This window comes from Paraburkholderia sp. A1RI_3L, assembly GCF_048957895.1.
GTDB classification, from domain to species: domain Bacteria; phylum Pseudomonadota; class Gammaproteobacteria; order Burkholderiales; family Burkholderiaceae; genus Paraburkholderia; species Paraburkholderia kururiensis.
Genome location: NZ_JARCHA010000003.1, coordinates 415,502 through 435,519, shown reverse-complemented (window position 1 = coordinate 435,519; position 20,018 = coordinate 415,502). Strand labels below are relative to the sequence as shown.

The 20,018-nt window shown below is 66.5% G+C and carries 18 protein-coding genes; 5 read left to right on the top strand and 13 right to left on the bottom strand.

All coding sequences use genetic code 11. The annotated features are described in order from the left end of the window. Positions 1–89: 89 nt before the first annotated feature. The 4 genes from PXJ20_RS11705 to PXJ20_RS11690 form a co-directional block, all read right to left on the bottom strand. Positions 90–2,804 carry a ComEC/Rec2 family competence protein gene (locus PXJ20_RS11705; protein WP_421030775.1) on the bottom strand — a complete coding sequence of 905 codons (2,715 nt, stop codon included), beginning with the start codon at positions 2,802–2,804 and terminating at the stop codon, positions 90–92. Positions 2,805–3,001: 197 nt separating this feature from the next. Next, positions 3,002–3,790 carry a TatD family hydrolase gene (locus PXJ20_RS11700; protein ID WP_421031007.1) on the bottom strand — a complete coding sequence of 263 codons (789 nt, stop codon included), beginning with the start codon at positions 3,788–3,790 and terminating at the stop codon, positions 3,002–3,004. 110 nt (positions 3,791–3,900) lie between these two features. After that, entirely contained in the window at positions 3,901–4,647 is a 747-nt protein-coding gene (gene lolD, locus PXJ20_RS11695) for a lipoprotein-releasing ABC transporter ATP-binding protein LolD (protein WP_421030774.1), read from the bottom strand. Then, a complete protein-coding gene (locus PXJ20_RS11690) occupies positions 4,640–5,893 on the bottom strand; it encodes a lipoprotein-releasing ABC transporter permease subunit (RefSeq protein WP_421030773.1) in 1,254 nt (417 codons plus the stop codon). Before PXJ20_RS11690 ends, lolD begins: the two co-directional genes overlap by 8 nt. Before the next feature lie 241 nt (positions 5,894–6,134). Here PXJ20_RS11690 and PXJ20_RS11685 point away from each other — a divergent pair, with 241 nt between their 5' ends. From PXJ20_RS11685 to PXJ20_RS11665, 5 genes are all read left to right on the top strand, one after another. Then, positions 6,135–7,253: a regulator gene (locus tag PXJ20_RS11685; protein WP_421030772.1), complete on the top strand. Its 1,119-nt coding sequence runs from the start codon at positions 6,135–6,137 to the stop codon at positions 7,251–7,253. 112 nt (positions 7,254–7,365) lie between these two features. Continuing rightward, positions 7,366–9,072, top strand: a complete 1,707-nt coding sequence (recJ, locus tag PXJ20_RS11680; protein ID WP_421030771.1) for a single-stranded-DNA-specific exonuclease RecJ — start codon at positions 7,366–7,368, stop codon at positions 9,070–9,072. Positions 9,073–9,124: 52 nt separating this feature from the next. Continuing rightward, a protein-coding gene (gene prfB / locus PXJ20_RS11675; RefSeq protein WP_126875737.1) for a peptide chain release factor 2 occupies positions 9,125–10,229 on the top strand; the annotation gives its coding sequence in 2 pieces (ribosomal slippage) (positions 9,125–9,205 and positions 9,207–10,229; 1,104 coding nt in all). A gap of 34 nt (positions 10,230–10,263) precedes the next feature. Next, positions 10,264–11,790, top strand: coding sequence for a lysine--tRNA ligase (gene lysS, locus PXJ20_RS11670; protein WP_421030770.1), 1,527 nt, complete (start codon positions 10,264–10,266; stop codon positions 11,788–11,790). Between the two features lie 367 nt (positions 11,791–12,157). Next, positions 12,158–12,895 carry a glycine zipper 2TM domain-containing protein gene (locus PXJ20_RS11665; protein WP_421030769.1) on the top strand — a complete coding sequence of 246 codons (738 nt, stop codon included), beginning with the start codon at positions 12,158–12,160 and terminating at the stop codon, positions 12,893–12,895. A gap of 136 nt (positions 12,896–13,031) precedes the next feature. On the opposite strand, the gene iscX is transcribed toward PXJ20_RS11665, so the two are convergent. From iscX to PXJ20_RS11620, 9 genes are all read right to left on the bottom strand, one after another. Further along, the gene (gene iscX, locus PXJ20_RS11660; protein WP_017777997.1) at positions 13,032–13,229 is read right to left on the bottom strand and encodes a Fe-S cluster assembly protein IscX; all 198 of its coding nucleotides are present in this window, start codon (positions 13,227–13,229) and stop codon (positions 13,032–13,034) included. A gap of 15 nt (positions 13,230–13,244) precedes the next feature. Next, positions 13,245–13,586, bottom strand: a complete 342-nt coding sequence (fdx, locus tag PXJ20_RS11655; RefSeq protein ID WP_017777996.1) for an ISC system 2Fe-2S type ferredoxin — start codon at positions 13,584–13,586, stop codon at positions 13,245–13,247. Between the two features lie 272 nt (positions 13,587–13,858). Further along, a complete protein-coding gene (gene hscA, locus PXJ20_RS11650) occupies positions 13,859–15,727 on the bottom strand; it encodes a Fe-S protein assembly chaperone HscA (protein WP_421030768.1) in 1,869 nt (622 codons plus the stop codon). A 76-nt stretch (positions 15,728–15,803) separates the two neighbouring features. Further along, positions 15,804–16,331, bottom strand: coding sequence for a Fe-S protein assembly co-chaperone HscB (gene hscB / locus PXJ20_RS11645; RefSeq protein WP_017777994.1), 528 nt, complete (start codon positions 16,329–16,331; stop codon positions 15,804–15,806). A 117-nt stretch (positions 16,332–16,448) separates the two neighbouring features. Further along, on the bottom strand, positions 16,449–16,772 hold the full coding sequence (gene iscA, locus PXJ20_RS11640; protein WP_042301183.1) for an iron-sulfur cluster assembly protein IscA: 324 nt from the start codon (positions 16,770–16,772) through the stop codon (positions 16,449–16,451). 223 nt (positions 16,773–16,995) lie between these two features. Then, the gene (gene iscU / locus PXJ20_RS11635) at positions 16,996–17,433 is read right to left on the bottom strand and encodes a Fe-S cluster assembly scaffold IscU (RefSeq protein WP_017777992.1); all 438 of its coding nucleotides are present in this window, start codon (positions 17,431–17,433) and stop codon (positions 16,996–16,998) included. A 57-nt stretch (positions 17,434–17,490) separates the two neighbouring features. Then, on the bottom strand, positions 17,491–18,714 hold the full coding sequence (locus PXJ20_RS11630; RefSeq protein WP_126875741.1) for an IscS subfamily cysteine desulfurase: 1,224 nt from the start codon (positions 18,712–18,714) through the stop codon (positions 17,491–17,493). 112 nt (positions 18,715–18,826) lie between these two features. Beyond that, positions 18,827–19,360: a Fe-S cluster assembly transcriptional regulator IscR gene (gene iscR, locus PXJ20_RS11625; RefSeq protein WP_017777990.1), complete on the bottom strand. Its 534-nt coding sequence runs from the start codon at positions 19,358–19,360 to the stop codon at positions 18,827–18,829. A gap of 146 nt (positions 19,361–19,506) precedes the next feature. Beyond that, positions 19,507–19,989, bottom strand: a complete 483-nt coding sequence (locus tag PXJ20_RS11620; protein ID WP_421031006.1) for a low molecular weight protein-tyrosine-phosphatase — start codon at positions 19,987–19,989, stop codon at positions 19,507–19,509. Positions 19,990–20,018: the final 29 nt, after the last annotated feature.

The following is a 20,018-nucleotide window of genomic DNA, read 5'->3' as shown; positions in this document are numbered from 1 at the left end:
GCGTCCCGCTGCGCTTCGCCGCCGGTCGTGGAAGCGTTGCCCGTGCCGCGCCTGAAGGCCCGTTCCACCTGCTCGCTCCTGCCTTCGCGCTAGCGATCCATCCAGTAGCGCCGATGCGTCTCGCGATAGCGCTCAGGCACGAGCGACGACGACCCGTTTTGCGCCTGCGCGCCCGCGTCATCGCGCCGAACCGTCGCCACATCGAGCCTGACCGCGCCGTCCACGTCGCTGCGCGTGAGCGTCGCGTCGCGCGCCTCGTAGCGGGCGAGCACGCGCGGATTCGGGTGGTGGAAACGGTTGCGATAGCCTACCTGAAATATCGCGACGAGCGGCTCGACGGAATCGAGGAACGGCTCGGTAGACGAGGTCGCGCTGCCGTGATGCGGCACGACCAGCACCTGGGCGTGCAAGGCGGCGCGGTTGCGGGCGATCAGCGCGCGTTCGGTTTGCGCGTCTGCATCCGCGCTGAGGAGTGCAGATGGCACAGGCAGGTCAGGCACTGGCGTAGCGTTTGAAGTGGCCCGCGCCGATGCGCCTGCTGCCGCGCCCATCGCCGAACTTTCCGGCACCGCGGCCGTCACGCGCAGCACGCAGCAATGCTCGTTGGTCTTGCCGCGCAGCGGGCCGGGATCCGGCCACAGCATCTCGAAGGCGACGCCATCCCACTGCCAGCGCTGCCCCGCCGCGCACTGCACGGTCTGCGCGCCGGCCGCACGCGCGGCCGCCCACAGCGGGTGCGAGGGCGCGACAGCGGCCAGCATCTGCCCCACCTCGACACCGTCGAGCACCGCCGCCGCGCCGCCCGAATGATCGGAGTCGTCGTGGCTCACCACCAACGTATCGAGCCGCCGCACGCCGCTCGCATCGAGGTACGGCACGACCACGCGCTCGCCGGCGCGCGTCGATTCGGGCCCGGGCCCAGCGTCGAACAGCAAGGTGTGCCGCGCCGTTTCGATCAGCACAGAGGAACCCTGACCGATGTCGAGCGCGGTCAGACGAAACGCGCCCTCGGCCGGCCCGGACGGCGGCGGCACGAGCAACGGCAGCAAGGCGAGCGGCGCCGCCCAGCGTAACGGCCAGCCGCGCGGCGCGAGGCACCAGAGCACGCCCACCGCCGCGGCGGCGAGCGCCCAGGCGCTGGGCGTCGGCACATGAAGCAGCGCCCACGCAGGACGCGAGACCCCTTGCAGCGCCACCGCGAGCCACACGAGCAATTCGTGCGCGGCACGAAAAGCCAGCGCATCGAGCGGCGCGGGCAGCACGCACCCGGCGAGCACGATGGGCGTCACGACGACGCTCACCCAGGGAATGGCGAACGCATTCGCAAACGGTCCGATGAGCGGGATCTGCGCAAACCACAAGGCCGTGAGCGGCGCGAGCGCGATGGTCACGGCGAACTGCACGTGAGCGCCTTCGCGCAGCCATGCGCCGACTGCGCCGCTCATTCGCCGAATGCGTATTGCGAGTTGCGCCATTCGTTGCGTCATTCGTCGCGCCATTCGTTGCGGGCGATGGTCGTGGCTGCGCAGTCCATCCGCGTCGCTCTCTACGTCATCGAGCCCGTGCGCGGACGCCGCTTCCCGTCGCCGTACCGTGCGCGACATCGCGAAGAAGATGGCCGCGACCGCGCCGAACGACAGCCAGAACCCTGCCGACACCACCGCCCACGGGTAGATCACCAGCACGATGCCGAGCGCCCACGCGAGCGCCGTGGACCGGGCTACCTGACGGCCGCTCACGAACGCAAGCCCAATCACGGCAAGCATCCACAACGCGCGCTGGGCCGGCACGTTGAAACCGGCCAGCCCGGCATATAAGGCCGCCGCCAGTGCACCGCCGACCACGGCAACTTTCTGAGCAGGCACGATCAGCGGCCAGCCGCGTCCGACGAAACACGAGCGCCGCCACAAGGCAGCAACGAGCCAGCCCACCATGCCGGCCACCAGACCGATATGCAGACCGGACACCGCCACCAGATGGCTCGTGCCGGTGCGCCGCATCAGCCGCCAGTCGTCGTCGCCGATGAGATCCTGGGCCCCGTTTGCAAGCGCAACCACGATGCCGCGATGCGGCGCGTCGCCCAGTGCTGCGACGATGCGCTCGCGCAGCGCCATGCGTGCGCGTTCAAGCGCGATGCCCATGCCGCGTTCGTCGCCGGCGAGGCGCTGCGCGTTCTGCGTGGCGCTCACGTAGCCCGTGGCTCGCACGTTGCGCGCAATGAGCGCAGCTTCCGCGTCGCGCACGCCGAAGTTCGCCGTGCCATGCGGACGTTTGAGCCGCACCGTGAGGCGCCAGCGCTGCCCGGGTTCCAGCGTCGGCACCGGCGCGTCACGTGCGATCCACGAAAGCTGCAGGCGCCGCGCAAAGCGTTTGGGCGCGGCAAGACGCTGCGCTTCGGCCACTTCGGCCACTTCGGTCGCTTCGGTCGCCGCGCCCACGAGCACCGCGGATTCCACTGCGAATTGAAAGCGCACACCGTTGGCGTCCACGGCGGGCAGGTTCTCGATATAGCCCTGCACGTCGATGTCGCGCCCTTCCCACGTCTTGGGCAGCTCGTACGCGAGCCGCGTCTCGGCGCGCCATGCCGCATAGACGAATCCGATGCAGGCTGCGGCTATCCAGATGGCGCACCAGCCACCAGCACGAACGAATCGCCTGCGGCCGCCTCGCAACATCGCAGCCGCCGCGCCCACCGACATCGCCGCAACCAGCAAACACGCCATGACAACGTGCCCGCCCGGCAACGCCGCCTGCTGCTGCAACCCCACCACGCCTAACGCAAACCCGCACCACACTGCCCGCATGCCGTCTCCCGATCCAGCGCGGCCCCTTCCGATGCGAAGCTGTATCGGCACGAACGCCGCCCGGCCGGGACGACATCCGGCCACGCGTTGCTTCGAGCGCATCGAAAACCAACCGCGCGGCCGCCTCGCCCTTCGTCGCGCAAAAGCCAAACGAAGACGAAGGCGAGCCGCGCGAGGCCACCTCTAACAGGAAACGATTATGAAGACGAAAGTGCGAGCCGCGGCAGCGCGGCATGCGCGTTAGCCGTTGTGCCGAGGGCGAGTGCGTCCTCACTCATGCCGCGCAGTTCGGCCAGCACCGCGCCGATGCGCGAGACCTGATCCGGCGTGTTGCGGCCGCGATAGATCCATGAGGGCGCAATGTCGGGTGCATCGGTCTCGACGACGATCGCATCGAGCGGCAGTTGCTGCGCGAGCCGCCGGATCTGCAGCGCACGCTCGAACGTCAGATTGCCGCCGAAGCCGAGGTGGATGCCGTGATCGAGATAAGCCTGCGCCTGCTGGAAGCTGCCGTTGAACGCATGCGCGATGCCGCGATGCACGCCGTGCCGTCGGAGCCCCTTCAGCACCTGGTCCTGAGATTTGCGCACGTGGCAGATCACGGGCAGATCGAACGCGCGCGCCAGTTCGAGTTGCGCCTGGTAGAAGTGCTGCTGGCGCTCCTCGTCGAGCCCGGGCACGAAAAAATCGAGCCCGATTTCGCCGATGCCGACGAAGCGCTCGTCGTCCATGCTTGCTTCGATTTCCATGCGTAGCCGGTCGAGGTCCGCTTCGTCCGCGTGCGGCGTAAAGAGCGGATGAATGCCGAGCGCGTAGGTGCCGCCTTCCACGCGATGCGCAAGCTCGCGCACGGTCGCAAAATTCTCGCGCCCCACGGCCGGAATCACGATGCGACCCACGCCCGCTTGCCGCGCCGCGCGCGCCACCGTCTCGCGGTCTTCGTCGAACTCGGCCGCGTCGAGATGACAGTGCGTATCGATCCACATGGCAATGCCCTCCTCGCGACGGGCCGCCGCAAGGCGCGGGCCCGGCTTGCGGCGCGTCCGCTGCTCGATCCGGCGATCCTGCGATCGAACCATCGAAACGCGCCGCAGGTTCAGCCGTGATGCGCCACCGGCTCCTCGTGCAGCGCGCCGTCACGCAGCCGCAGGATGCGGTCGCAACGGCCGGCCAGGTCGGGATCGTGCGTGACGATCACGAAACTCGTTTCGAGCGTTTCGGAGAGCTCGAGCATCAGGTTGAACACCGTGTCGGCGGTGGTGCCGTCGAGGTTGCCGGTAGGCTCGTCGGCGAGCACGCAGGCGGGCTTCGTCACCAGCGCCCGCGCAATCGCCACGCGCTGCCGTTCGCCCCCCGACAGCTCGCCCGGCCGGTGCTTCGCACGATGTCCCAGCCCTACGCGCTCGAGCATCGCGAGCGCTTCGCGGCGCGCGTCCTCGGTCGCCATGCGGCGAATGCGCAGCGGCATCGCGACGTTATCGAGCGCGGAAAACTCGGGCAGCAGGTGGTGAAACTGATAGACGAAGCCGAGCGCGCGGTTGCGCAGATCGTTGCGCTCGCGCTCGGAAAGCTGCGTGAACGGCTTGCCGAGCACGGACACGGCGCCCGCGCTCGGTTCGTCGAGCCCGCCCAGCACGTGCAGCAGCGTGCTCTTGCCCGAGCCCGAGGCCCCCACGATGGCGAGCTTCTCGCCGCGCTTCACGACGAGTTCCGCGTCTGTGAGCACCGACACGTCGAGGCCGCCCTGCACGAACGACTTCGAGATGCCGCTCGCTTCGAGCACGTAAGGCGAGTGGCCGGCCGGGCCTGCGGCCTTCGCGGTAGCAAGAGAGAGATCATTCATAGCGCAGCGCCTCCGCCGGGCGAACCTTCGCGCCGCGCCAGCTGGGATAGAGCGTAGCGAGCGCCGAGAGCAGGAAGGCAATGCCGCCGATACGAATCACGTCGGAGGCAACCAGCTCGGAAGGCAGCTCGCTGATGAAGTAGACGGACGGCGGCAGGAACTGCACGCCGAGCAGGTGTTCGATCATCGGCACGAGCCACGGGATGCTCCAGGCGATCAGGCAGCCCAGCGCGACGCCCGTTGCCGTGCCGACGAAGCCGATGGTCACGCCCTGCACGACGAAGATTTTCATGATGGAGCCCGGCTGCGCGCCGAGCGTGCGCAGAATCGCGATGTCGGCCTGCTTGTTGGTGACCGTCATCACGAGCGACGAGACGAGATTGAACGCGGCCACCGCGATGATCAGCGTGAGGATGATGAACATCATGCGCTTTTCGATCTGCACGGCCGAGAACCAGGTCTTGTTCTGCTGTGTCCAGTCACGGATGTAGAGGTCGCCCGAAAGCTTGCGCGCCAGTTGGTGCGCAACTTCGGGTGCGCGCTGCATGTCCTTCAGGCGCAGCCGCACGCCGGTGGGCGCCGGCAGCCGGTACAGCGCTTGAGCGTCGCGGATGTTCACGAGCGCAAGCGTGCTGTCGTATTCGTAGTGGCCCGACTCGAACACGCCCGCCACGGTGAACTGCTTGAGACGCGGCAGGATGCCCGCGGGAGTCATGGAGCCTTCGGGCGCGACAAGCGTGATCTTGTCGCCCATCTGCACGCCGAGGTTGGCCGCGAGGTCCGCGCCCAGCACGATGTCGAAGCTGCCCGGCGTGAGATCGGTCAGTTGCCCCGCCTTCATTTCCTTGCCGATGTCGGAGACTTCCGGCTCCAGCGACGGCTCCACGCCGCGCAGCGCCACGCCGCTCACGGTATCGCCGCGCGTCAGAAGCGCCTGGGCATCCACATACGGCGCCGCGCCGATCACCGAGGGGTTCTGCCGCGCCTCTTTCGCAGTGAGCTGCCAGTCGGGCATCGATCCCGTCGGCGAAAAAATTTCGACGTGCGCAAGCACCGAGAGCATGCGGTCGCGCACTTCGCGCTGAAAGCCGTTCATCACCGAGAGCACCACGATGAGCGCCGCCACGCCGAGCGCGATGCCCGACATGGAAACGAGCGCGATGAACGAGATGAAGCCGTTGCCGGTCGTGCGTTTGCCTGCGCGCGTGTAGCGCAGGCCGATCTGATATTCGTAGGGAAGTTTCAAGCGAATCCTTGTTTGCGCCCCCGGCGCGTGATTCCTGTGGTGATGCCTGTCGTGCGACTGCGCTGCGACGCGCCGGGCGGACGCAGTGCGGACCATCCTGCAACGTGTGGCGAGCCGGCCGTGCATCGTCAGCCCAGTCAGCCCATTGTCGAGTTGGGCCGCGGATGGCGGCCGATGGTTCCGTCCCGCAGCCGTCCCGGCGCGCCGTGGCGATCAAATCAACCGCGAAGTTTGCCATACAATGCGCACCATCATGCACGTCGAACCCCTCCACCGTCTGCACCTGCTCCTGCCTTTCGCGCTGCCCTCCGCAGCCGACGCTTCCACCGCGCTTGCCCATCTCGCCCACCCCGCGCTCGACCAGTTGGTGGCGCGTGCGACGCTCGTGGAGCGTGTGATCGGCGAAGACTTTCAGCGCACGCTGCCGCACGAGCGCTGGGTGGCACGCCGCTTCGGCGCCGTGCCCGCCGGCGCCGCGGCGGCGGACGAAGCGCCGCTCGCGCCGTACATGCTGCGCGCCGACGGCGGCAAGCCGGGCGATGCCACGTGGGCATGCGTGGAACCCGTGCACGTGCGCATTGCGCACGACCATCTCGTGCTGGTCGATCCGGCCGCGCTCGAACTGACCGACGAAGAAGCCGCCGTGCTCCACGACCTCGCGCGGCCGCTCATCGAAGAACTGGGCGTACGCATGGAGGCGCCGACGCCAAGACGCTGGTACCTCTCGAGCGACGCGTTCGGCACGCTCGCGGGCGCCTCGCCGCTGCGCGCGAGCGGCCGCAACATCGAAATCTGGCTGCCGCACGAGGCCCATACCGGGGAACGCTCGCGCCTCTGGATGAAGTTGCAGAACGAGATCCAGATGGCCTGGTTCGAGCATCCCGTGAACGAGGCGCGCGAGGCGCGCGGCCTGCCGGCCGTCAATTCGATCTGGTTCCACGGCCAGGGCGCGGCGCAGCCCGTCACGAGCCCGTTCGCTCGCGTGTACTCGGATGCCGTCGCTACGCGTGGCCTCGCACTCGCGGCACAAACGCCGCACGACACACCGCCCGCGACGTTCGCGGCGTTCGCGGCGTTGCGCGAAGCGCAACCGCGCCCGGACGACGGCGCAACGCTCGTCGAACTCGATCCGTTCTCCGTACCGTTCGTCGAACAGGACTGGGCACGCTGGAACGCGGCATTCGCGGCGCTCGAGCGCGACTGGTTCGCGCCCGCCCTCGCCGCGCTGCAAAAGGGCGAACTGCGCGCGCTCGAACTCACGCTGTGCGGCGACACGGGCTCGGTCACGCTCGCCGTCACGCGCGGCGACCTGCGCAAATTCTGGCGCCGGCGCATCTTCGCGTCGCTTTTCATCGAATGAGCGCGGCGCTCAGGCATTCGCTCAGGCATTCGCACCGGCCGGCCGCCGTGCGTCGAAGCCCCGACAACGGCCGCGACCACCGCCACAACCGCAGCAGCACGCACCGAACAGCATGACCCGAATCGTTACCCGCGCAGCGTCCATGGCTGACGTCGAAGTCCTGATCCGCCACGGCCTGCATCCCGTACTCGCGCGCCTGTATGCCTCACGCGGCGTGTGCGAACCCGCCCAGATCGAAACCGGCCTCGCGCGCCTCACGCCGCCCGCCATGCTGAGCGGCTGCGACGAAGCCGCTGCGCTGTTGGCCGACGCCATCGAAGCAAAACGCCGCATGCTGGTGGTGGCCGACTACGACTGCGACGGCGCCACCGCCTGCGCCGTCGCGGTGCGCGGCCTGCGCATGTTCGGCGGCGAGGTGGACTACCTCGTGCCGAACCGCTTCGAGTACGGCTACGGGCTCACGCCGGAGATCGTCGCACTCGCGGCGGCCCGGCCGGGCGGCAAGCCCGATCTGCTCATCACCGTGGACAACGGCATTGCGAGCGTCGAGGGCGTGGAGGCGGCCAACGCGCTCGGCATCGAGGTACTGGTCACCGACCATCACCTGCCCGGCGACACGCTGCCCGCCGCACGCGCCATCGTCAACCCGAACCAGCCGGGCTGCGGCTTTCCGAGCAAATGCATTGCGGGCGTAGGCGTGATGTTCTACGTGCTGCTCGCCGTGCGCGCGGAACTGCGCCGGCGCGGAACGTTCAACGACGGACGCGCCGAGCCGCGGCTCGACGGCCTGCTCGATCTCGTGGCGCTCGGCACCGTGGCCGACGTCGTGAAGCTCGACGCGAACAACCGCGTGCTCGTCGCGCAAGGCCTGCAGCGCATCCGCAACGGCCGCATGCAGCCGGGCATCGCCGCGCTCTTTCGGGCCGCGGGACGCGACGCGCGCAGCGCTTCGGGCTTCGACCTCGGCTTCGCGCTCGGCCCGCGGCTGAACGCGGCGGGACGTCTCTCGGACATGTCGCTCGGCATCGAATGCCTCACCACCGACGACGTGGGCCGCGCCTGGCAACTCGCGCAGCAGCTCGACGCGATGAACCGCGAGCGCCGCGAGATCGAGGCCGGCATGCAGCAACAGGCGCTCGACGACCTCGCGCTCGTCGACCCCGCAGGCGCCGCCACCATCACGCTCTTCAACCCCGCCTGGCATCAGGGGGTGATCGGCATCGTCGCGGGGCGGCTCAAGGAACGTTTCCACCGTCCGGTGTTCACCTTCGCGCCCGCCGACGAAAGCGGCGTGCTCGCGCGCGGCTCGGGCCGCTCGATTGCGGGCTTTCATCTGCGCGACGCGCTCGACCTCGTCTCGAAGCGCGAGCCGGGGCTGATCCTGAAGTTCGGGGGCCACGCCATGGCGGCCGGCCTCACGATCGCCTGTGCCGACGTGGCGCGCTTCACCGCCGCGTTCGAGTCCGTGGGGCGCGAATGGCTGTCCGACGACGCGCTCGCGCGCATCGTGGAGACCGACGGCGAACTCGAAGACGCGTACTTCACGCCGCAATTCGTCGAGATGCTCGATGCCGCGGTCTGGGGCCAGGGCTTCCCGGCGCCGGTCTTTTCGGGCGAATTCGACGTGGTCTCGCAGGCGCTCGTGAAGGACCGGCATCTCAAACTGCAACTGCTGCGCGGCCGCCAGCGCTACAACGCGATCTGGTTCAACCACACCGACTTGCTGCCGGCGCGCACCATGCTCGCCTACCGGCTCGCCTCGGACACCTGGAACGGCGTTTCGCGGGTGCAGCTGATCGTGGAACACGCGGCGGCGTGACCGCGCGATCGGCTATAATTTCACGTTTTTACAGCATCAAATCAGGACCGACATGGAAGCGGAACGTCTGAACGCGATCGAAAGCTCTCTCGCCGACCTGCGCCGTCGCGCAGACGAGCTTCGGGGGTATCTTTGACTACGACGCCAAATCTGCGCGTCTAGCCGAAGTCGACAAGGAACTCGAAGACCCGAACGTCTGGGACGATGCGAAGCACGCCCAGGCACTCGGCAAGGAAAAGAAGCTGCTCGAAGGCGTGGTCACCTCCCTCACCGGCATCAGCAACGACCTGCGTGACACGCAGGAACTGTTCGAGATGGGCCGCGAGGAAAACGACGAAGACACGCTCGTCGCCTGCGAAGCCGACGCGGCCGCCATCGAGAAGCGCGTCGCCGACCTCGAATTCCGCCGCATGTTCGCGAACCCCGCGGACCCGAACAACGCCTTCATCGACATCCAGGCCGGCGCCGGCGGCACCGAAGCGTGCGACTGGGCGTCGATGCTGCTGCGCCAGTACCTGCGCTACTGCGAACGCAAGGGCTTCAAGGCCGAAGTGCTCGAAGAGTCCGAAGGCGACGTGGCCGGCATCAAGAGCGCGACCATCAAGGTAGAAGGCGAATACGCCTACGGCTTTTTGCGCACCGAAACCGGCATTCACCGCCTCGTGCGCAAGTCGCCGTTCGATTCGTCGGGCGGGCGCCACACTTCGTTCTCGTCGGTGTTCGTGTATCCCGAGGTGGACGAGTCGTTCGAAATCGACATCAATCCCGCCGATCTGCGTATCGACACGTTCCGCGCGTCGGGCGCGGGCGGTCAGCACATCAACAAGACCGACTCGGCCGTGCGCATCACGCACATTCCGACCGGCATCGTCGTGCAATGCCAGAACGACCGCTCGCAGCACCGCAACCGCGCCGAAGCAATGGCCATGCTGAAGTCGCGCCTCTACGAGGCTGAACTGCGCAAGCGCCAGGCCGAGCAGGACAAGCTCGAATCGAGCAAGTCGGACGTGGGCTGGGGCCATCAGATCCGCTCCTACGTGCTCGACCAGAGCCGCGTGAAGGACCTGCGCACCAACGTCGAAATGAGCAACACGAAAGCGGTGCTCGACGGCGACCTCGACGACTTCATCAGCGCGAGCCTCAAGCAGGGCGTATAAGCCGCGCCGGCCCGCTACCGAACATCAACCGATCATGACCGAACCCACCCAGCCGAACGCCGCCCCCGAACTGGACGACAACCAGATCATGGCCGAGCGCCGCGAAAAGCTGCGCGCGCTGCGCGAGCAAGGCGTCGCCTACCCCAACGACTTCCGTCCCACCCATCAGGCCGCGGCACTGCAATCGGCCTACGCCGAGGCCACCAAGGAAACGCTCGAAGCCGAAGCGCTCGACGTGGCCGTGGCCGGCCGCATGATGCTCAAGCGCGTGATGGGCAAGGCGAGCTTCGCGACGGTGCAAGACGGCTCGGGCCAGATCCAGTTCTTCGTCACGCCCGCCGACGTGGGCGAAGCCACCTACGACGCGTTCAAGAAGTGGGACCTGGGCGACATCGTCGCGGCGCGCGGCGTGCTGTTTCGCACCAACAAGGGCGAGCTTTCCGTGCGCTGCACGGAGCTGCGCCTGCTCTCGAAGGCGCTGCGTCCGCTGCCGGACAAGTTCCACGGCCTCGCAGACCAGGAAATGCGCTACCGCCAGCGCTACGTCGACCTGATCGTGACGCCCGAGGCGCGCAAGACTTTCGTCGCGCGCACGAAGGCGATCTCGTCGATTCGCCGCTTCATGTCCGACGCCGAATTCATGGAAGTGGAAACGCCGATGCTGCACCCCATTCCGGGCGGCGCGGCGGCCAAGCCGTTCATCACGCACCACAACGCGCTCGACATGGAAATGTTCATGCGCATCGCGCCGGAGCTGTATCTGAAGCGGCTGATCGTGGGCGGCTTCGAGCGCGTGTTCGAGATCAACCGGAATTTCCGCAACGAGGGCGTCTCGCCGCGCCACAACCCGGAATTCACGATGATGGAGTTCTACGCCGCGTACACCGACTACACGTGGCTCATGGACTTCACCGAGCGGCTGATCCGCCAGGCCGCCATCGATTCGCTCGGCACGGCCACCCTCGTCTACCAAGGCCGCGAGTTGGACCTCGGCAAGCCGTTCCATCGGCTCACGATCACGCAGGCCATCCAGAAGTACGCGCCGGACTACACGCCGGCCCAACTGGGCGATGACGCGTTCCTGCGCACCGAACTGAAGAAGTTCGGCGTGGACACCACCGAACCCAAGTTCCTGAACTCGGGACTCGGCGCGCTGCAACTCGCGCTCTTCGAAGAAACCGCGGAATCGCAGTTGTGGGAGCCCACCTACATCATCGACTACCCGGTGGAAGTCTCGCCGCTCGCACGTGCGTCGGACAAAGTGGCGGGCATCACCGAGCGTTTCGAGCTGTTCATCACGGGGCGCGAAATCGCGAACGGCTTCTCGGAACTCAACGATCCGGAAGACCAGGCGGCACGCTTCAAGAAACAGGTCGAGCAGAAGGACGCCGGCGACGAGGAAGCGATGTACTACGACGCCGACTACATTCGCGCCCTCGAATACGGCATGCCGCCGACCGGTGGCTGCGGCATCGGCATCGACCGGCTCGTCATGCTGCTCACGGACAGCCCGAGCATCCGCGACGTGATCCTCTTCCCGCACCTGCGTCGCGAAGACTGATCGCAGAGTGGCGCCGTCGGCGTATTGAGGCGGAACCGCCGGTGGGTTGATCTGAGAAAGCGCTGGGCATATCGCCCGGCGCTTTTTGTTTGTACTGCGCCTAACGCGCGTGGCGCACGCAGCATGCGTTCCCGGGCTTTCCCGATGGTTGTAACTATCGGTAAATGGATTCGATCCCGTTTTCGCGCCGCCTGGTGGTGCCGCGGCTAGAGGCCGCACCGACGCGGTTTTGCCGGACCGGAGCGTAGCCTCGCCTTTCCTTGCCGGCTGCCCGCCGGATTTGGTTACAAAGTGAAAAAGTCCGATGGATCGAAGTGGGCGACACTTGGTCTGATAAACACCGACTCTGTCACGACGGAGGCCATAAATGAATAACCCGACCAACGTTCAACCCACACAGACGCGCCGCCTTCATCCGCTCATCGCCGTCGCCGCAGGCACTGTCATCGTGGCAAGCCTCGCTGCCACCGCAGCCATTACCGGCCTGTTCCCGAAGGCCACGAGCGGCAGCGCCGAGAACAATCAGGTTCAGTCCGCGGCCATTGCGTCGCAGCCCGTGGTCGATTCTTCGCAGCCGGCGAACCCCAACACGTACGCCCAAACGCAACAACCCACGCAGACGCAGCAACCGGTCCCCGTTCAACGGGCCCCTGCTCAGCCCGCGCCGGGCCAGGAAGCTCAGTACGCGCAACAAGCCGCACCGGGACAGCAACCGCAGACATATGCCCAGCAACAGCCCTACGCGCAGCGTGAACCGGCACAGCCCGCGTACTGCCAGAGTTGCGGCACCGTGGAAGCGATCTCGGCCGTACGCACCGAAGGCCACGGAACCGGTATCGGCGCAGTAGGCGGTGCCGTTGCGGGCGGCGTGGTCGGCAACCAGTTCGGTTCGGGCAACGGACGCACGGCCATGACGCTGCTCGGCGCGCTGGGTGGCGGTCTCGCCGGCAATTCGGTGGAAAAGCATCTGCGCAGCACCACCAGCTACTCGGTGCGCGTGCACATGGAGAACGGCAAGACCCGCTACTTCACGTATCACCAGGCGCCGCCGTTCCAGCAAGGCCAGCGCGTACGCGTTGAGAACGGCACGCTGGTGGCTTACTGACCCACTGCGAGAGCGCCTCGCTGGCGGCCCCGGCGCTCGCTGGCAGCACTCCGATGTCCCGATACGAAAAAGGCGATTCGCAAAATGTGCGAATCGCCTTTTTCGTTTCCTAATCGCGCGAACGATCCACTTCCCGTCAGTAGTCGGCGTCTTCGATCCACGCCGCCTGAATCGCCTCCAGAATCTTTTCGTTCGACCGGTTCGGGTCGTCGTCAAAGCCCTCGAGTTCGGTCACCCAGCGGTGCAGATCCGTAAAACGCACGTACTGCGGATCGACCTGCGGATGGGTGTCCGTGAGGGCCATCGCAATGTCTTGCGTGTCGGTCCATTTCATGGCGGCTCGCTCCTGTCAGTGGTTCTCTTTCGCGTGGTTGATCGAATAGCGCGGGATCTCGATCACGAGGTCCTCGCTCTGCGGCACGATCGCCTGGCACGACAGACGCGAAGTGGGTTCGAGGCCCCATGCCTTGTCGAGCAGGTCGTCCTCGTCTTCCTCGGACGGCGTGAGCGCTTCGAAACCTTCGCGCACGACGACATGGCAGGTCGTGCACGCGCAGGACTTCTCGCACGCGTGCTCGATCTCGATGCCGGCGTCGAGCAGCGTATCGCAGATGCTCTTGCCAGGCGTAGCTTCGATGACGGCGCCATCCGGGCACAGTTCGACGTGGGGCAGCACAACGATTTGAGGCATGACCAATTCCGTTTGATTAGCGGTTCGGGCGCGGCCACCGGTCGTCGACGATCGGGTTCCGCATCATTTTACCTGGGGCGCGCGCGGCGCAGCATCGGGAAATCGCTGACGGCGTGGGCTTGTCGCACGTACACAGCCGCATTGCGGTCGCCTCGCGGGCCCCCTTGCGCGCAGCGCCGAGTGGACTTCGTGGACGTCGAAAGCGTACGAGCCGAGACCGCCGCGATGAAGCGAGCGTTGCGACCCGAAAGCGATATGACGAAAGGCCCCGCTCACCCGATCTCGTCGAGCCGACGCCCGGCCAGCGCGCGCTTGATGCCCTTGTCCATGCGGCGCGCGGCGAATTCGTCGGTGCCTTCGGAGAGCGCTTGGGTCGCGGCCTCGATGGCATCGGCATCTTCGCCTGCCGCGACCTCGCGCAAGCCAACCACGAGGCGGTCCAGCTCCGCACGCTCGGCGGCATCGAGCAATTCGCCGTCGGCCGCGAGCGCCGCGCCGGTTGCTTCGATCAGGCGCTGCGCCTCGACCTGCGCTTCGCGCAGCGCGCGTGCCCGCATGTCGGTCTCGGCCGACGTGTAGCTGTCTTCGAGCATCTTCGCGATGTCGTCGTCGGCAAGGCCGTACGAGGGCTTCACCACGACCGACGCCTCCACGCCCGACAACTGCTCGCGCGCGAACACGGACAGCAGGCCGTCCGCGTCCACCTGGAACGTCACGCGGATGCGCGCGGCGCCGGCGGCCATCGGCGGAATGCCGCGCAACTCGAAACGCGCAAGCGAGCGGCAGTCGGACACGAGTTCGCGCTCGCCCTGCACCACGTGAATCGCCATGGCGGTCTGACCGTCCTTGAACGTCGTGAAATCCTGCGCGCGCGCCACCGGAATGGTGGAGTTGCGCGGGATGATCTTCTCGGCGAGGCCACCCATTGTTTCGATGCCGAGCGACAGCGGAATCACATCGAGCAGCAGCCAGTCGTCTTCGCCGCGATTGCCGGCGAGCAGATCGGCCTGGATCGCCGCGCCGAGCGCGACCACCTGGTCCGGATCGAGATTCGTGAGCGGCGGCTGGCCGAAGAACGCTTCTACCGCACGGCGGATCACCGGCATGCGCGTCGCGCCGCCGACAAGCACCACGCCCTTGATGTCGGCGGGCGTCACCTTTGCGTCACGCAGGGCCTTTCTCGTCGGGCCGAGCGTGCGCTGCACGAGGTCGCGCGTGAACGTTTCGAAGGTCGCTTCGTCCACGGTGAGGTCGAGCTTCGTGCCGTTGGCGAGCGTCGCCTCGATTCTCGCCGTAGGCGCGGCCGAGAGCGCTTCCTTCGCCACGCGCACGTGGTCGAGCAGCATGCGCACGTCTTCGGGCTTAAGCGTCTTCGCGTCGAGCCCCGCTTCGCCGAGCACGTGGCGGAACAACGCGTGATCGAAATCGTCGCCGCCGAGCGCCGAGTCGCCGCCCGCCGCCAGCACCTCGAAAACGCCCTTCGTGAGCTTCAGGATCGAGAGGTCGAACGTGCCGCCGCCCAGGTCGTACACGGCGTAGAGGCCTTCGGCGCCGTTGTCGAGACCGTAGGCAATCGCCGCCGCGGTGGGTTCGTTGAGCAGGCGCAGCACGTTGAGGCCGGCAAGACGCGCGGCGTCCTTGGTGGCCTGGCGCTGGGCGTCGTCGAAATACGCGGGGACCGTGATCACCGCACCCACCAGTTCGTCGCCGAGCGTGTCTTCCGCGCGTTGCCGCAGCGTCGCCAGAATTTCCGCGGACACTTCCACCGGGCTCTTCACGCCGTCCACGGTACGGATCTGCACCATGCCGGGCGCGTCCACGAAATCGTAGGGCGCGTTTTCGGCGCCCTCCACTTCATGCTTGCCGCGCCCCATGAAGCGCTTCACGGACACGATCGTATTGCGCGGATCGAGCACCGCCTCAGCCTTCGCCACGCGGCCGATGCGGCGTCCGCCCTTTTCCAGGTAACGCACGACCGACGGCAACAGCACGTGGCCCTCCTCGTCGGGCAGCACGTCGGGCAGGCCGTTGCGCACGGCCGCGACGAGCGAGTTCGTGGTGCCGAGGTCGATGCCGACGGCGAGCCGCCGCTGGTGCGGCGCGGGCGCCATGCCGGGTTCGGAGATTTGCAGTAGGGCCATCTGTGATGTGTGTCTCTGATCTCTCGCGGGCCGCGTGGCCCGTCAATGTAGGTGTGTTCGTGTCGTGGCCGCGCGCTTAGCCTTCAAGCCGCTCGATCTGCGTATCGATGTCCGCCGCCACGCGCTCGATGAACATGAGCTGACGCACCGCTTCGCCCGCCGCCTGGTTGGCGCCGCTGTCGAGCAGCGCCGCGAGCTTGTCGAGGCGGGCACGCTCTTCGTCGCGCAGTTCGGCCAGGAGCGCGTCCAGCGCACCGACGTTTTTCGCCGCGGCCGCGTCTTCGATGCTCTCTCGCCATTCCATCTGCTGCATCAGAAAGGCCGGCTCCATCGCCGTGTTGTTCTCGGCGCCGACGTCGATGCCGCGCAGATGCAGCAGGTACGTCGCGCGGCGCAGCGGGTTGCGCAGCGTCTGGTAGGCCTCGTTGGCGCGCGTCGCCCATTGCATCGCAATGCGCTTCTGCGCGTCGCCGGCCGCCGCGAAGCGGTCCGGATGCACCTGCGACTGCACGGTGCGATAGGCCTCGTCGAGCGCGTTCGTCTCGATGGCGAATTGCTCGGGCAGGCCGAACAGGGCGAAGTGGCTATCGGTCAGCGAGGCCATGCTCAAAAGGAACAGGTGGGTGGAAACAAGGTCGTGAAAAGGCCGGCTATCCGGCGGCATGCCGGACGCGAATCAAAAAAAGGCGGCCCGTGCCGCCTTTCTTGTGCGTGCGCCCGCTTATACGCGAAACGACTCGCCGCAGCCGCACTCGTCCTTCACGTTCGGGTTGTTGAACTTGAAGCCTTCGTTCAGGCCCTCGCGTGCGAAGTCGAGCTCGGTGCCGTCGATATAGGCCAGGCTTTTCGGGTCCACTATGACCTTCACGCCGTTGCTCTCGAACACCTGGTCCTCCGCCGACAACTCGTCGACATACTCGAGCTTGTACGCAAGACCCGAACAGCCCGTCGTACGCACGCCGAGCCGCAGCCCGATGCCTTTGCCGCGCCGGGACAGATACTTCTGCACGTGTTGTGCCGCCTTTTCCGTCAACGTAATAGCCATAGCGTCTTCGTCGCACGAAGCGCCGCCTTGCTGCGCCCCGGAATGCTCCGGAACGTTTCCAGCATCAGCGCCGCCGCGCAACCCTGCCTGCATCCGTTCGTTAAACCACTTGCCACTGACCCTGCCCGTCAGCCGGACAGGCTGTTTTGCTGCTCAGTTGCCGCCTGGTTACCACTCTTGCTTGCCGCTCTTGCTGGCCGCTTCGCAGCGGCTCGCTTGCCACTCAAGCCGCTGCGTGCTTCGCTTCGGCATCCGCGGCTTCGGCCGTGGCGGGCGTCTGCGCGCCATGACGCTGACGGTAGTCCGCCACCGCGGCCTTGATCGCGTCTTCCGCGAGAATCGAGCAGTGGATCTTCACCGGCGGCAGCGCGAGTTCTTCGGCGATGTGCGTGTTCTTGATCGAGAGCGCCTCGTCGAGCGTCTTGCCCTTCACCCATTCCGTCACGAGCGAACTCGACGCGATCGCCGAGCCACAGCCGTACGTCTTGAACTTCGCGTCTTCGATCACGCCGTCTGCGCCCACGCGAATCTGCAGCTTCATCACGTCGCCGCAGGCCGGAGCGCCCACCATGCCGGTGCCGACCGCATCGTCGTCTTTCGCGAACGAACCGACGTTGCGCGGGTTTTCGTAATGATCCAGAACCTTATCGCTATATGCCATGATTCACTCCTTGATTCGTTTCGGGTCTCTCGCCTGTCGCCGCCGAAATCGGCGCGCTCAGTGCGCGGCCCACTGGATGGTGGACAGGTCGATGCCGTCCTGGTGCATTTCCCAAAGCGGCGACAGCTCGCGCAGCTTGGCGATCTTGTTCTTCAGCAGATTGATCACGTAGTCGACTTCCTGCTCCGTCGTGAAGCGGCCTACCGTGAAGCGAATGGAGCTGTGCGCCAGTTCGTCGTTGCGGCCAAGCGCGCGCAGCACGTACGACGGTTCCAGCGACGCCGACGTGCACGCCGACCCGGACGACACCGCCACGTCCTTCACTGCCATGATCAGCGACTCGCCTTCCACGAAGTTGAAGCTGATGTTCAGGTTGTGTGGGACACGCTGTTCCATGTCGCCGTTCACATAGACTTCCTCGATCTGCGAAAGGCCGGCGAACAGGCGGTCGCGCAACATGCGGATGCGCTCGTTTTCCGTTGCCATTTCTTCGCGGGCAATGCGAAACGCCTCGCCCATGCCGACGATCTGGTGCGTGGCCAACGTACCCGAGCGCATGCCGCGCTCGTGGCCGCCGCCGTGCATCTGCGCCTCGATGCGCACGCGCGGCTTGCGACGCACGTAAAGCGCGCCGATACCCTTCGGGCCATAGGTCTTGTGTGCCGAGAACGACATCAGGTCGACCTTCAGTTTCTGCAGGTCGATTTCGACCTTGCCCGTGGCCTGCGCGGCGTCCACGTGAAAAATGATGCCCTTCTCGCGACAGATCTCGCCGATCGTCGCGATGTCTTGAATCACGCCGATTTCGTTGTTCACGTGCATGACGGAAACGAGGATCGTGTCGGGACGCAGCGCGGCCTTGAAGACGTCGAGGTCGATCAGGCCGTCGTCTTTCACGTCCAGATACGTGACTTCGAACCCTTCGCGTTCGAGTTCGCGGCAGGTGTCGAGCACGGCCTTGTGCTCGGTCTTCACCGTGACGATGTGCTTGCCCTTGCTCTTGTAGAAGTGCGCCGCGCCCTTGATGGCGAGGTTGTCCGACTCCGTCGCGCCCGAGGTCCAGATGATTTCGCGCGGATCGGCATTCACGAGCGCCGCGACGTTTTCGCGCGCTTCCTCGACGGCGTGCTCGGCGTCCCAGCCATACGCGTGGCTGCGCGAGGCGGGGTTGCCGAACTGCTCGCGCAGATACGGGATCATCTTGTCCACCACGCGCGGATCGACCGGCGTCGTCGCGCTGTAGTCCATGTAGATGGGCAGGTGGGGAATATCGTTATTCATCTATCGCTCCGGGAAATCGGTGTGTTGCTTGCATGCTCCAGCCCGCGGCGCCTCGCGGCAAAACTGGCGGAATCGACACGCCAGCCGCTTCGCACGAGACGCGCAGCGAGGCTCAGGAACTGGCCATGTTGAAGATGGAGTTCGGTCCCTTCGGCGTGGCCCGCACGGGCTCGACCGCTTTGGCTTCGGTGCGGCGATCGCGCAGCACCGCCGCGGCCGCGCCTTCGCGCGCCCGCTGCTGGTCGACGAGATCCTTGAGCGACACCGAGTCGAGGTACTCGACCATTTTCTGGTTCAGCGTGGACCACAACTCGTGGGTCATGCAGTGGCCGTCGACCTGCTTCGTGCCGTCGCACGTGCCCTTGCCGCCGCACTGGGTGGCATCGAGCGGCTCGTCGACCGCGATGATGATGTCGGCGACCGTCACGTCCTCGGCACGGCGGGCAAGATTGTAGCCGCCGCCCGGTCCGCGCACGGACTCGACGATTTCATGACGGCGCAGCTTGCCGAACAGCTGTTCGAGATAGGACAGCGAGATGTGCTGGCGCTGGCTGATACCGGCCAGCGTCACCGGGCCCTGCTCCTGGCGCAAAGCCAGGTCGATCATCGCCGTGACGGCGAAACGGCCTTTCGTGGTGAGTCTCATGATGTATGGGGAACCGCAATTCTCGACAATTTTCGTCAAGTATAAATACATGACTCTTTTAGTCAAGTATCCATGACATGATTCGGGTTATCGGAACGCCCCGAAAGGGGCAAAAAAGGAACAAAACTGCAACCGGCCGTCTTGCGTCACGCCGCAAGACGCTCGCGCAGCACGGCCAACAGGCCGGCGCAGGCCGCCTCGCACTGATCCAGGACGGCTTCGAAACCCTCCGCCCCGCCGAAATACGGGTCGGATACTTCGCGCGCCGCACCGGGCGACGCAAATTCCATCAGCAGCCGAATCTTGTGGCGCAACGTCGGCGGGCACACGCTGTGCAGCGCCGCCACGTTCGCCTCGTCCATGGCGAGTAGGAAGTCGAACCGCTCGAAATCCGCACGCCCGATCTGGCGGCCGCGCAGCGCCGAGAGATCGTAGCCGCGTGCGCCGGCTGCATGCTGGGCGCGTGGGTCCGGCGCTTCGCCGATATGCCAGTCGCCCGTGCCGGCCGAGTCGATATGGATGCGCTCCTCGAACCCCGCCTCGTTCACCAGATGCCGCATCACGCCCTCCGCGGTCGGGGAACGACAGATGTTCCCGAGGCAGACGAAACAGATCGAGACCGTGTTCATCGGAAAAAGCGGCGCGGGCGAGCGGCGAA